The organism is Stenotrophomonas sp. (assembly GCF_059505245.1).
This window is the reverse complement of the sequence record NZ_JCACKF010000001.1, coordinates 57,763-71,061: the sequence shown is the minus strand read 5'-3', so window position 1 is coordinate 71,061 and position 13,299 is coordinate 57,763. Positions and strand designations below refer to the sequence as shown.

General features: G+C 66.7%; 13 protein-coding genes. 10 read left to right on the top strand and 3 right to left on the bottom strand.

Features of this window, described 5'->3' with window-relative positions:
• The first annotated feature begins 2 nt into the window (after positions 1–2).
• From AC5JLE_RS00325 to map, 4 genes are all read left to right on the top strand, one after another.
• Complete coding sequence (locus AC5JLE_RS00325) at positions 3–887, top strand: arginase family protein (RefSeq protein ID WP_164109827.1); 885 nt, start codon at positions 3–5, stop codon at positions 885–887.
• A 139-nt stretch (positions 888–1,026) separates the two neighbouring features.
• Positions 1,027–1,386, top strand: a complete 360-nt coding sequence (locus AC5JLE_RS00320) for a bleomycin resistance protein (RefSeq protein ID WP_014646423.1) — start codon at positions 1,027–1,029, stop codon at positions 1,384–1,386.
• 68 nt (positions 1,387–1,454) lie between these two features.
• Complete coding sequence (locus AC5JLE_RS00315; RefSeq protein ID WP_014646422.1) at positions 1,455–1,667, top strand: ParD-like family protein; 213 nt, start codon at positions 1,455–1,457, stop codon at positions 1,665–1,667.
• A 7-nt stretch (positions 1,668–1,674) separates the two neighbouring features.
• Positions 1,675–2,457 (top strand): type I methionyl aminopeptidase, encoded by a 783-nt coding sequence (map, locus tag AC5JLE_RS00310; RefSeq protein ID WP_014646421.1) that lies wholly within the window; start codon positions 1,675–1,677, stop codon positions 2,455–2,457.
• On the opposite strand, the gene AC5JLE_RS00305 is transcribed toward map, so the two are convergent.
• On the bottom strand, positions 2,454–3,068 hold the full coding sequence (locus tag AC5JLE_RS00305; protein ID WP_014646420.1) for a LysE/ArgO family amino acid transporter: 615 nt from the start codon (positions 3,066–3,068) through the stop codon (positions 2,454–2,456). The genes map and AC5JLE_RS00305 overlap by 4 nt on opposite strands.
• Before the next feature lie 106 nt (positions 3,069–3,174).
• Between AC5JLE_RS00305 and AC5JLE_RS00300 the strand changes: the two genes are divergently transcribed.
• The 5 genes from AC5JLE_RS00300 (at position 3,175) to AC5JLE_RS00280 (ending at position 8,849) form a co-directional block, all read left to right on the top strand.
• Positions 3,175–4,068, top strand: coding sequence for a LysR family transcriptional regulator ArgP (locus tag AC5JLE_RS00300; protein ID WP_496064903.1), 894 nt, complete (start codon positions 3,175–3,177; stop codon positions 4,066–4,068).
• Positions 4,069–4,146: 78 nt separating this feature from the next.
• Positions 4,147–5,547: a TolC family protein gene (locus tag AC5JLE_RS00295; RefSeq protein WP_496064902.1), complete on the top strand. Its 1,401-nt coding sequence runs from the start codon at positions 4,147–4,149 to the stop codon at positions 5,545–5,547.
• Positions 5,540–6,553 (top strand): efflux RND transporter periplasmic adaptor subunit, encoded by a 1,014-nt coding sequence (locus AC5JLE_RS00290; protein WP_197557389.1) that lies wholly within the window; start codon positions 5,540–5,542, stop codon positions 6,551–6,553. The genes AC5JLE_RS00295 and AC5JLE_RS00290 overlap by 8 nt, the downstream gene beginning before the upstream one ends.
• The gene (locus tag AC5JLE_RS00285) at positions 6,538–7,725 is read left to right on the top strand and encodes an ABC transporter permease (RefSeq protein WP_496064901.1); all 1,188 of its coding nucleotides are present in this window, start codon (positions 6,538–6,540) and stop codon (positions 7,723–7,725) included. The genes AC5JLE_RS00290 and AC5JLE_RS00285 overlap by 16 nt, the downstream gene beginning before the upstream one ends.
• Positions 7,722–8,849 (top strand): ABC transporter permease, encoded by a 1,128-nt coding sequence (locus AC5JLE_RS00280; RefSeq protein WP_014646415.1) that lies wholly within the window; start codon positions 7,722–7,724, stop codon positions 8,847–8,849. Before AC5JLE_RS00285 ends, AC5JLE_RS00280 begins: the two co-directional genes overlap by 4 nt.
• A 129-nt stretch (positions 8,850–8,978) precedes the next feature.
• Here AC5JLE_RS00280 and AC5JLE_RS00275 read toward each other — a convergent pair whose 3' ends face one another.
• Positions 8,979–9,347, bottom strand: coding sequence for a glycine zipper 2TM domain-containing protein (locus AC5JLE_RS00275; protein WP_014646414.1), 369 nt, complete (start codon positions 9,345–9,347; stop codon positions 8,979–8,981).
• A 166-nt stretch (positions 9,348–9,513) separates the two neighbouring features.
• Positions 9,514–11,736, bottom strand: a complete 2,223-nt coding sequence (locus AC5JLE_RS00270; protein ID WP_088475564.1) for a methyl-accepting chemotaxis protein — start codon at positions 11,734–11,736, stop codon at positions 9,514–9,516.
• 1,169 nt (positions 11,737–12,905) lie between these two features.
• Here AC5JLE_RS00270 and AC5JLE_RS00265 point away from each other — a divergent pair.
• Entirely contained in the window at positions 12,906–13,298 is a 393-nt protein-coding gene (locus tag AC5JLE_RS00265) for a barstar family protein (RefSeq protein ID WP_100449645.1), read from the top strand.
• Position 13,299 lies beyond the last annotated feature (1 nt).

Below are 13,299 nucleotides of genomic sequence, written 5' to 3'. Positions count from 1 at the left end.
CGATGTCGTCGCGTTTTCCGCTGATCCTGGACCTGGACGGTGGCGTACTGCCGCTGCCACAGGCGCAGACCCTGGCGCTGCCGCAGTGGCACGATCCGCTGCGCTTCGCCTGCAGCACTTCAACCCTGGACCGTTTCGCCGTTGAAGTGCTGGCACCGCTGCCGGCCCAGCTCGGCACGGTGATGCTCGGCAGTGGCGACTTCCACCACCTCAGCCTGCCGCTGCTGCGTCGCATGCGCGCGCACCAGCCGTTCCAGCTGGTGGTGCTGGACAACCATCCGGACAACATGCGTTTCCCGTTCGGCATGCACTGCGGGTCGTGGGTGAACGCGGCCAGCAAGCTGCCGCAGATCTCGCACATCCATGTGCTCGGCATCACCTCCAGTGACATCGGCCTGGGCCACGCCTGGGAGAACCATTGGCGCCCGCTGATGGGCGGGCGCCTGACTTACTGGTGCATGGATGTGGACGTGGGCTGGGGCCACCGCCTCGGCAGCGGCCGTGCATTCCGACGGTTCGAGCACCCGGAGGCACTGGTTGCCGCGTTCGCCGCCGAGCAGGCCAAGTCGCCGCAACCGACCTACCTGTCGATCGACAAGGATGTGTTCGCCGAGGACGTCGCCCGCAGCAACTGGGACCAGGGCCGCTTCCAGCTGGAACACGCACTGGTGGTGATCGAAGCGCTGCGCGCCGGCGGCCTGGTCGGCAGCGACATCACCGGCGAAGTCTCGCTGGCCAACTACCAGAGCCGCTTCAAGCGCTGGCTGTCGTCGCTGGACGGCCAACCTGACGTCAGCGCCGAGGATCTGCCGGTGTGGCAGGCACGGCACCAGCAGGTGAATCGCGAACTGCTGGCGGCGATGGCCGCCGTGCCGACCGCCTGCTGACCGCGCCGGTCGTGCCGGCCGCTGGCCGGCGTGGCTTCGGTAGTGCCGGCCGCTGGCCGGCAACCTCATCGTTCCCAGGCTCGCCGGGATGCCGGCCCGCGGCCGGCACTACACTGGACTCCCGCCCCGGAGCCTCGCGATGCCCCAGACCGTCATCCCGCAACTGCGCATGCGCCATGCCGACACCACCCTGCCGTTCTACGTGCAGGGGCTGGGTTTCGTGGTCGACTGGGAACACCGCTTCGAACCCGGCTTCCCGCTGTTCGCCCAGCTCACCCGCGACGGCCAGACGATCTTCCTCACCGAACACAGCGGCGACTGCGAGGTCGGCGGCGCGGTGTACTTCATCGTTGAAGACGTCGACGCCCTGCACCGCGCCTTCAGTGCCGCCAACGTACCGATCGAGCAGCCACCGCACGACACCGGATGGGGCAGCCGCGAGATGCTCCTGCGTGACCCGGACGGCAACCGACTGCGCTTTGCCACCCACGTGGACTGAACGACGCGGGCTTGAGGCGGATATACGGAACATATATGCTTCGTATATCCATTCCGCCAGGACCGCCCATGGGCATCGTCAACATCGATGACACCCTGCACGACCAGCTGCGCCGTGCCTGCACCGTCTCCAGCCGTTCGATCAACGCCCAGGCCACCTTCTGGATCCGGGTCGGCATGCTGTGCGAGATGAACCCCACGCTGAGCTTCCAGGACATCGTCGCCAGCGAACTGCGGGCAGCCGGGGTGCAGCCGCAGGCGCTGGCGCCCGGGCGGGCCTGACATGGCGATGATCAAGCAGCCGCACGAAATCGCGTTGCTGGCCGAATCCGGGCGCCTGCTGGCGCAGGTGTTCGCCGCGCTCGACCAGCTGCCGCTGCAGGGACGCAGCACGATGGAGATCAACGACTTCGTCGAGCGCATGATCGTCGATGAGCTGCAGGCGCGGCCGGCCAGCAAGGGCCAGTACGGCTTCCCGTATGTGCTCAACACCTCGATCGACAACGTGGTCTGCCACGGCGTTCCCAGCACCACCGACGTGCTGCGCAACGGCCAGATCGTCAACCTCGACATCACCCTGGAGAAGAACGGCTACATCGCCGACTCCAGCACCACCTACCTGGTCGGTGAGGTCGACTACGCCGCGCGCAGGCTGGTGCAGGCCACCTACCAGGCGATGTGGAAAGGCATCGCTGCGGTGCGCCCGGGAGCGCGCCTGGGCGATATCGGCCACGCCATCGCCCGCCACGCGCGCAGCCACGGCTACAGCGTGGTGAAGGAATACTGCGGCCATGGCATCGGCCAGCAGATGCATGAGGAACCGCAGATCCTGCATTACGGCCATCCCAACACCGGCATGGTGCTGGAAGAAGGCATGGTGTTCACCATCGAGCCGATGCTCAACCAGGGCAAGCCGGCCATCCGTCAGCAGCCGGACCAATGGCCGGTCTACACCCGCGACGGCAAGCTGTCGGCGCAGTTCGAGCACACCGTGGCGGTCACCCGCAGCGGCGTGCGCGTGCTGACCCTGCGCCCCGGCGAAACCCCGCAGTGCGCGGTGGACGCGGCCTAGAGCGGGCGCAACAGCAGCAGCGTGGCGAGGCAGGACATGAAGACCGCCACGGCGGCATCCAGCACCCGCCAGGCGCCCGGCCTGCGGAACACCGGCTGCAACAGGCGCGCGCCATAGCCCAGCGTGCAGAACCAGGCCACGCTGGCGGCGCAGGCACCGGCGGCGAACGCCCAGCGCAGGTCACCGGGGTAGCGCGTGGACAGACTGCCCAGCAGCACCACCGTATCCAGATAGACGTGCGGGTTGAGCAGCGTGAACGCCAGGCAGGTCAGCAGTACCTGCCGTCCGCTGCCGCCCTGCGCCTCGGCGGCGGCCAGGGCACTGCCACCGCGCCACGCGCGCAGCCCCGCCCGCAGGCCATACCAGAACAGGAAGGCCGCACCACCGAAGCGCAGCACCTGCAGCAGCAGCGGCCACTGCAGCACCAGCGCGCCCATGCCGCCAACGCCAGCAAGGATCAGCGCGATATCCGCGCCGGCGCAGGCCAGCACTACCGTCCCCACATTGCGCTGCTGCAGGCCCTGGCGCAGCACGAAGGCATTCTGCGCGCCGATGGCGATGATCAGGCCGGCACCTGCGAACAGGCCGGCGGCGGTAGCGGCAATCCACATCGGGACAGGCCAGGCAGCGAGGGGACGCGCAGGGTGCCGCCAACCGCCTTGATTAGACAAACTGATTTTTCTTTATCCTGTGCAGGAAAACTGAAGAGGCACCGGCATGGACCTGGTACACCCGCAACTGGCCGCGTTTGCCGCGGTTTTGGAGGAAGGCAGCTTCGAGGCTGCGGCACGCCGCCTGTCGATCAGCCCGTCAGCACTGTCGCAGCGGATCAGGGCCCTGGAGGACAGGCTCGGGCAGGTACTGGTGGTGCGCCAGGCACCCTGCCGGCCGACTGCCGCGGGTGAAGCGCTGCTGCGCCGGGTGCGACCGATGCAGGCGCTGGAGGCCGAGGCATTGGCCGAGCTGCTACCCGAGCGTGGCAGCGACGCTGCGCACAGGCCGATCCCGCTGGCGGTCAACGATGACTCGCTTGATACCTGGTTCGTGCCGGCCATCGCCGACCTGCACCAGCGCCACGGCTATCTGTTCGACCTGCGCATGGACGACCAGGACCACACCCTGCAGCTGCTGCGCGATGGCAGCGTGCTCGGCGCGGTCACCGCCGAAAGCCAACCGGTGAAGGGATGCAACGCGCACCCGCTCGGCGCGATGCGCTACCACGCCATCGCCTCGCCCGGCTTCGCCCGCCAGTACTTCCGCGATGGCATGCAGGCCGCAACCCTGGCGCACGCACCGATGCTGGTGTTCAACCGCAAAGATGAACTGCAGTGGCGCTTCGTGCGGCGCCTGACCCGCGCGCGGCTGCAGCCGCCGCTACACTACCTGCCCTCCTCCACCGGTTTCGTCGAAGCCGCCGCGTGCGGACTCGGCTGGGGCATGGCCCCGGAAACCCTGGTCGCGCCCGCCGTGCGCGCCGGCCGCGTGGTGGTAATGGAACCCCGCCGCTGGCTCGATGTGCCGCTGTACTGGCAGCATGCCGCCGTGCGCTCAAGCACGCTGCAGCACATCACCCAGGCGCTGCGCACTGCGGCCAGAGGCACCCTTCGTTGAGGACAAACCGATGATCGCAGACCCGGGCTTCACGCTGCACGCACTACCGTTTGCGCACTTCTTCACTACTGGGACGGCATGGGCGTGATCGGCCGACGTACAAGGATGCACCGCGCGAAGGCCGCGCTGGCGCTGGCAGCCTGCCTGCCATTCGCTGCCGCCGCGCAGCCCACCAGCAACGCACCGGCATTGGACTGGGAACAGGCACGGCAACGTCTGGAGCAGGTCTCCGATGCGTTGGCCGCTGCCGACGCCGCCGTGCGCAACAAGCAGGACCTGCAGGACGCGACCCGCCTGCTGCGCCTGCCGGAGATCACCGGCGAAGTGCGCCGGCTGCAGTTCCAGAAGACGCTCACCCTGCCCCTGGGTTCGCTGGCTCCGGTGGCCGAGGCCTTTGGCATCGACTCGCCGCTGTCGTTCACCGAACGCGACTGGCGTACCCGCCCGGTGGTGACTGCAGTGCTGCCGCTGTACACCGGCGGCGTGATTCCGGCCGCGCAACGTGCCGCCAGTGCCGCCCACGAACAGGCCAGTGCCGAGCGCGAAGCACAACGCCAATCGCTGACCGTACAGCTGGCCCAGGCCTATTTCGGCCAGCGCCTGGCCGAGCAGGCGGTGGACGTGCGCCGCGATGTGCGCGATGGCCTCAACCGCCACCTGTCCGACGCAAAGAAGCTGGAGCGCGAGGGCTTCGCCACCCGCGCGCAGCGCCTGCAGGCCACCGTGGCCCGCGACAAGGCCGAGCGCGAATACCAGAAGACAGTGAACGACCTGGCCACGCTGAAGGCCGCACTGGCCACGCTGCTGCGCAGTGGCGGCGAGGTGCAGCCGGTGTCGCCGCTGTTCGTGCAGCGCGTGCCACTGGAACCGGTGGCCAGCTTCGAACGCACCGCGCAGGCGCGGCAGCCGCAGATCGCGCGCCTGCGGGCGATGGTGGCGCAGGCCGAACAGGGCGTGCGCGTGCAGCAGGCCAAGCTGAAGCCACAGATCTTCGCTTTCGGCCAGTACGACTTCCGTCGCCGCGACGAGATGCTGACCGATCCGGACTGGGCGTTCGGCATCGGCCTGAAGTACACCTTCCTGTCGCCGAACTCGCGGCCGGCGCAGATCAGCGCCGCGCGTGCGCAGCAGGACCAGGCCGAAGCGGGCCTGCGCGAGGCCGAGAACCAGGTCGCGCTGGGTGTGCGCAAGGCCTGGAACGAGCTGGAAACCGCACGCCAGCAGTACGTGCTGCTCGACAGCAGCATCGCCCAGGCACAGGAAAACCTGCGCCTGCAGGAGCTGGCGTTCCGCGAAGGCCAGGCGACTTCGCTGGATGTGATCGACGCGCGGCTCGGCCTGGGTGGCGCCCGCGTCGAGCGCGCACAGGCCGCCTACCAATACGATATTGCGCTGGCACAGTTGCTGGAGATCAGTGGACAGATGGACCGTTTCGAAGAGTTCCGGCGGCGGGCGGACGAGGTGATCGACCATGAGTGATGTGCTGCACGACGATGCGACGACGCCCCCGGGCAAGCGCCGGTTCGGACCGATCCTGGTAGTGGTGCTGCTGGTCGTGGTGGTGCTCGGCCTGTGGCTGGCCTGGCGCAGCCCGGCCGACCAGATCCAGGGCATGGCCGATGCGGACACGATCAACGTGGCCGCCAAGATCACCGCGCGCGTGGCCGAACTGAAGGTGCGCGAGGGCGACCGCGTGCAGGCCGGGCAGGTGCTGTTCCTGCTCGACAGCCCCGAAGTGGCCGCCAAGGAACAGCAGGCGCACGGCGCTTTGGCCGCCGCACAGGCAGTGGCCGACAAGGCCGACGAAGGCGCGCGCAGCGAAGACATCCGCGCCGCCGAAGCGAACTGGAAGCGGGCCGAAGCCGGTGCGGCGCTGGCTGAAGCCACTTACCAGCGCGTGCAGAACCTGTTCAACGAAGGGGTGATGACCCGGCAGAAGCGTGATGAAGCGCATGCCCAGGCCACCAGTTCGCGTGAACTGGCCCGTGCCGCGCGCGCGCAGTACGACATGGCCCTGGCCGGCGCGCGCGAGCAGGACAAGCGTGCCGCGCAGGGCCAGGTGCAACAGGCACAGGGCGCGGTGGCCGAAGTCAACGCCGCGCGTGTCGAAGTGGAAGGGCGCGCGCCGGTGGCCGGCGAAATCAACAAGCGCATGGCCGACCCGGGCGAACTGGTGCCGGCCGGCTACCCGGTGTTCACCCTGGTCGACATCGACCGCATGTGGGTCGCCATGAACCTGCGCGAATCGCAGATGCAGGGCCTGAAGGTCGGCAGCAAGCTGCAGGGCAGCGTGCCGGCGCTCGGCCTGGACGGCGAATTCGAGGTCTACTTCATCAATCCGGCCGGCGACTATGCAACCTGGCGTACCACCCGCCAGTCGTCCGGCTACGACGTCCGCAGCTTCGAGGTGCGGGTGCGCCCGGTACGCCGCATCGAGGGCTTCCGCCCCGGCATGAGCGTGCTGTTCGCATGGCCCCAGCACTGAGCCCCGGCCGCGGCGGCTTCGCCGCCAGCTGGCGGCGCGAGCTGCAGTCGCTGCGCGGCAACCGCGCCGACCTGCTGCTGGTCACCGTGCTGCCGCTGCTGATGCTGGTGGTGATGGCGTGGATGTTCACGCCTTCGGTGATGCGCGACATCCCGATCGCCGTGGTCGACCTCGACCACAGCAGTGACAGCCGCCTGCTGCTGCGCATGCTCGATGCCAGCCCCGGCGTGCGCGTCGCCAGCCAGCCGGTGGACCTGGAAGACGCACGTTCGCAGCTGCGTCGGCTGGATGTGTTCGCCATCGTACTGGTGCCGCGCGATGTCACCCGGCAGGCGCTGCGTGGGCGCCAGGGCACGGTGTTTGCCTATTACAACGCCACCTACATGACCACCGGCCAGTCGGCGTCGCGCGACATCGGCGACGCGGTTTCCGCATGGAACGCGCGCCTGCTGCGCGAGCGCATCGGCCTGCAGGTCGGCCCGGGCAAGCTGCGCGCGGCACCCATCGCGGTGCAGTCGGACATTCTGTACAACCCGGCACGCAGCTACGAGCTGTTCCTGCTGCCGTTGATCTTCCCGGCGGTATTGTCGCTGGTGCTGGCACTTGCAGTGGCCGGCAGTCTTGGCCGCGAGATCCGCGACGGCACCCTGCCCGCCTGGCTGGGCCGCGCGCCGTGGGCGGCGATTGCCGGCAAGGTCGCGCCGTACATCCTGCTGTTCTCGGTGTATGGCGCGCTCGGCATCGGCTACCTGGCCTGGCTGCGTGGCGATGGCGTGGCGGGCAGCGTATTCCTGCTGCTGCTCGCACAGCCGCTGTTCTACCTGGCCACGGCCGCCTACGCATTGTTCTTCGTCGGCGTGACCCGCGACATGGGCACCGCGCTGTCGGCGGTCGGCCTCAGCATCGGCACCGCGCTGGCCTTCTCCAGTGCCACCTTCCCGGTCCTCGACGGTCCCTTGTTCACCCGCGCCTGGCATCAGCTGCTGCCCCTCAGCGCCTACATCAAGCTGCAGACCCAGCAGCAGTTCATCGGTTCGCCGCTGCAGGTTTCGGTGTGGCCGCTGGCCACGCTGTTGTTGATGGCGGTGGTGGCAGGAGGCGTCGGCGGCCTGCGCCTGATCGCCTTTGCGCGCACACCTGCCGCCGCACAGCCCGCAGGGGCCGACGCATGAGCGCACTCTGGCGCAGCCTGCGGCAGACCCTGATGGCAGTGCTCTGCGACCGCTACGCGATCGTGGTGATGGTCGGGGCGGTGATCCTGTACTCGTTCTTCTATCCAGCCGCCTACCGGCACCAGGTGGCCGGCAACCTGCCGGTGCTGGTGGTGGACGAAGACCACAGCGCGACCAGCCGCGAGCTGCTGCGCAAGCTCGACGCACTGCGCGTTGCGCGCGTGGTCGGTCAACCCGCGGACGTCGACAGCGCACGCCGGCAGCTGGAAGCCGGCCATGCCGAAGGCATCGTCGTGATCCCGGCCAATCTGGAGCGCGACATCCTGCGCGGCCACCCGGCCAAGCTGGTACTGCTTGGCAACGGTGCCTACCTGGGCCGCGCCAGCTGGGTGCTGGGCAGCGTGGCTGACGCGCTGGGTGCGTTCGGGCGTGATGCCGTGGTCGGCCAGGCCGCCTTCATGGGCGCACCGCAGGCACCGCCGGTCACGCTTGTGCAGCGCCCCCTGTACAACACGCAGGAAGGTTATGGCAGCGCCATCGTCCCCGGCGTGGCCGAGCTGATCGTGCACCAGACGCTGCTGATGGGCATCGGCGTCCTGCTCGGCGGCCGCCGCCTCGCGCTCGGCCGGCGCCTGCGCTTCGACCTGCCGACCCTGGCCGGCATGGCACTGGGCTTCGGCCTGATCGGCCTGTTCGGTCTGTTCTGGTATGCCGGGTTCACTGCCTGGGTGCAGGACTATCCACGCGGAGGCAACCCGCTGGGCCAGCTGCTGGGTGGCACGCTGTTCATCGCGGCGACGGTGGCCTTCGGCCTGTTCGTCGGCAGCTTCTTCCGCACCCGCGAACGCGCCTTCCAGTACATCATCGCCACCTCGATCCCGCTGTTCTTCCTCGCCAACCTGTCGTGGCCCTCGGTGATGACGCCACAACCGCTGGTCTGGCTGGCGCAGCTGCTGCCGACCACCTCCGGCATCAACCTGATGGTGCGCCTGAACCAGATGGACGCCAGCCTGGCCGAAGTCAGCCACGAACTGATCACCCTCACCGTCCTGCTGCTGCTCTACGGCAGCCTCGCCACCTGGCGCCTCCTCGCAAAAAAGGGGACGGAGGGGATTAAGTCGTAAGCGGCCGGTTGGGGGGATTGCGACTTAATCCCCTCCGTCCCCTTTTCCTGCAATGAAGAACGCCGGCGCGAGGCCGGCGTTCGAGTACTGCGATGTGGAAGGGGAAAAACGGGGGCCGTCGGCGATCGATCAGCGATAGACGCGTTCGCAGCGGCGCTCGACCACGCGGTCGCCGTTCTTCTGCTGGCTGTTGCCCTGGATCTGGCGGCCCGCCGCACCACCGGCAACAGCACCGGCCACGGTAGCGAGCTTCTTGCCATTGCCGCCGCCCACCTGGTTGCCCAGCAGGCCGCCGATCACCGCGCCAGTGGCCGTACCGGCGATGCGGTTCGGATCGCGCGAGTTGCGCTGCACTTCCACGTTCTTGCAGACCACGCGGCTGCCATCGTTGAATCGGCGTCCTTCATCGCGCGGGCCATAGGTCTGCGCGCCGGCCACCGACGAAGCCGCCAGCAGGGTGCCCAGCACAAGCAATCGGGTCGAGGTCTTCATGGCCATCTCCTAGGTTCCGGTATGGCGCAAGTGTCCTCCCGCGGCTGGCAACCGGAAGTGAAATGCGCGTGTCCGCGGCCTCATCGGCCATCGCGCGTTCAGGAAGAAAATCCGCGCCCATCACGATCAGCCATCGTGATGGGCGCCGTCTCCCTGCCGGCATTGCCCTCTGCTAGAACTCTTCCCACCCCCCGGCATTGGCTGCCAGTGTCGGCTCGATGCGCGGCGACAGCGTTGCCGCCCTGCGCACCGGGGTGACCTTCGCGGCCACCGCAGCCAGGGCCGGACGCACGGCTGCAGCCGCCGTTACCGCGCCGGTGCGGAACACCGAAACCGCCTCGGCCAGCAGGTTCGCCTGCTCCTCCATGGAACGCGCCGCAGCACTGGCCTCTTCCACCAGTGCCGCATTCTGCTGCGTGGTCTCGTCCATCTGCACCACCGCCTGGTTCACCTGTTCGATGCCCGAACTCTGCTCCTGCGAGGCAGCAGAGATATCGGCCATGATGTCGGTCACGCGCTGCACGGAAGCAACGATCTCGCCCATCGTGGTGCCTGCCTGTCGGACCAGCGCCGATCCATCGGCGACCTTGCCAACCGAATCTTCGATCAGGCCCTTGATCTCCTTGGCCGCACCGGCCGAGCGCTGTGCCAGCGTGCGCACCTCACTGGCCACCACCGCAAAGCCCCTGCCCTGCTCGCCGGCACGCGCGGCTTCCACCGCCGCGTTCAACGCCAGGATGTTGGTCTGGAAGGCAATGCCATCGATGACCGAGATGATCTCGGCGATCTTCTTCGACGAGGCCTCGATGGCCGACATCGTGGTGACCACCTGGCCGACCACCTCGCCGCCCTGCGAGGCGACACCGTGCGCACCGATGGCGAGCTGGTTGGCCTGGCGGGCGTGCTCGGCGTTCTGCTTCACGGTGGAGGTCAGCTCCTCCATCGACGCCGCCGTCTCTTCCAGGTTCGCCGCCTGCTGCTCGGTGCGCCGCGACAGATCGGTGTTGCCCGAGGCGATTTCGCCTGCCGCCAGGTTGATGCTGGACGCACTGGCCTGGATGCGGCCGACGATCTGCTTGAGCTGATCGACGGTCGCATTGCAGTCATCGCGCATGCGGGCGAACACGCCGTGGAAGTCACCCTGCATGCGCACAGTGAGGTCACCGCGCGAGATCGCCTGCAGCAGGGTCGACACCTGCACCAGGTTCTCGTCGGTGGTCTGCATCAGGCGATTGAGCCCGGCCACCATGTCGCGGAAATCGTAGGCGAAGCGATCTTCATCGCCGCGCAGGCTGAAGTCGCCCGCCGCCGCGGCCGTCGCCAGCCGGCGGATCTCGCTGTTGATCGCCGACAGGCTGGTCTTGGTCTCGTCCATTGCCTGGGTGATCGCCGCCTTCTCGCCCGGCAGCGGATCCATGTCCACCGACAGGTCGCCACGGGCGTAATGCTTCATCACTTCGATCAGCCGGTTCTGTACCTGCACGTGTGAGCCGACCAGCGCGTTGGTCTCGTGCACCATGCGCCCGTAGTCACCAGGGAAGGCACTCTCGTCCATGCGATAGCTGAGGCTGCCCGCATCGTGCTGGCGCGCCAACTCGCCCTGCGCCGCCATCACCGACTGCAACTGCGCCTGCATGCGCTGCATCGACCTGAGCAGCTGCGTGACCTCATCGTTGCCGGAGGCGTCAATGCTGTTGTCCAGCCGCCCATTGGCGATGCCGTCGGCCAGCTTCACCGCGCCTTCCAGCGGGCGGGTCAGGCTGCGGGTGATGGCCCACGCGGCCAGCGAGCCCAGTACCAGGCTCAACACGCCGAACACGATCGACAGCGTGCCGGTCCAGGATTCGGTTGAACGGTATTCCTCGCGGCTGCGCTCGGTCAGTGTCTCCTGATGCCGCAGCAGGGTCGAGATCGCTTCGTTCCACGCGGTTGCCAGCCCCTGCTCGGCAAGCAGTTCCTTGGCCGCGCCGTCGAAATCCCCGGCCTTCATGCGCTCGTGAAGATGCCGGGTGGAGGCGTCGGTGGCCTTGCGTGCCGCGTCGATTTTCGCCACCAGGGTATCGCCGGTCGCGTCGCGCGGAATCCTGATGTACCTGGCCCAGATACCGTCGTAGGTCTGCGACAGCTCCTGCGCCTTCTGATAATCCCTGTCAAAATCCTCGCCGCGCTTGATCACCATCAGGCGGCGGTGCATCAACACCGCGTTGTTGGTATCCAGCATGTCGTTCAACAGCCGCATCTTCACCATGTTGACGTCCACCACTTTCTCGAACTGGGCGGACTTCAGGTGATTTCCGTACAGCGCCAGGCCAACGATGGCCACGATGAACAGCAGCAGCAATCCAAACCCGGCACCCAGCCGGGATCCCACTCGGAGGTTGCGTAAGGCGAGCATCTCAATTCCCTTGATCATGGCCGTACGATCGATGGCGGCGCAGCGCACGGAAACTTTATGGGTCGATATTATTGTATCGATCCAAATCTCTGGAACTATGCAGAAAGGTGTGAAGGACACACTTAATGGAGGTGGTTATTCCTGCCGGGCATATCAATGCACGAGCACATCAATCGCAGTCATCACGCAGCGCTCGCGAGTCGTGACCGCAGAAACCGTCACCTGATGCACGGAGGGGGAGGATGAAGCCCATCGATCCTGGCACCCTTCTGTCCAGAGGAACAACGCGCTGCTTCGCGACTACCGTCAGGGCTGCAATCTGGCATCTGCCATCGCAGGGCCCCGACCCTTGAGTATTTCAACCCTGATGAAGGGGTCCAGACCCCATTACAATCGACTGCCACTGATCTCCCACTTATTGACCTTCAAGTCAATAAAACCGCAGTCATTGAGATTCTCGTCGCTCTGGAAGTAGGAGACGGGAAGGTCACCCCATGCTGCACGGACCCACGCGCTGCGCTGAGGCAATACGATCGAGGAGTGCATGGAAACTGCGTACTTTCTACTCATGCCTGTCCACGAAAATTGACTCCCAGGACGGGGCGACGGAAATTTCCTCAAGATACCGCTCAAGGTCTCTGAACGGAGAGACCCCTATAGCAGCGAAGGAGAACCACCCGGCATCGCACTCGTCGCAGACAAATATCTGAACGCCGCGCTCCTTTACTTGAGCTTTCAACACCTCACCCTGCTCACAACGGGGACAGATCAAACTACCCCCACCGCACCGGAGACGCAGATACAACGTTACTGACCATCCCAGGAACAATTTCCCAGACCTTTCTTGCCGATGATACAGGAGGAGAATCTATTTCCATCACCCAGCCAGTCATCATTGACAGTGGAAGTTGAACGCGCCCGAGGGGGTCCTGCTGCCGATGGCACCAATCAATGAAGAAGAAGACTTCGGGCGAACTCTCTACCAGCTGATGGCCCTGCTATTGGCGATGGGTCACGTCGTTTTCTTCCCTGCAAACCGGCGCGCGCCACGACGGGAGTGCCGAGCACTTTGACTCAGCAAAGTAGTTTGCCAAACCCCAGCATGGGTCCGCAAAGCATCCGGCGCTCAGCCATGTCCAACGCACAGGGAACAACGCTACAGTCGACATATGTCGCTCATCCTGCAGATCGAAGGCTGTGCCATTCACGACATCCCCAGCCTGTATGCGGAGATCAACCGCGTGTTCATGGCCGGCGAGGACTGGCAGCTCGCGCCAAGCCTGGACGCCCTGGATGATCTGCTGCATGGCGTCCATGGCGTGTTGGCCGGCCATGAGCGGGCCACGGTGATCTGGAGTGATATCGAGCACAGCCGCGCCGCACTGGGACGAACTACCACATGCCAGTGGCTGCAGTCCAAGCTGGAAGCCCCGGGCACCTTCAACACGCGGACCATTGCGCGCCAGCTGGACGCCCTGCAACGGGGCGAGGGCCCAACCTACTTCGAGATCGTGATGGATATCTTCGCCAGCCACCGGCAGATCACCCTGGTCCCGGCCTGAC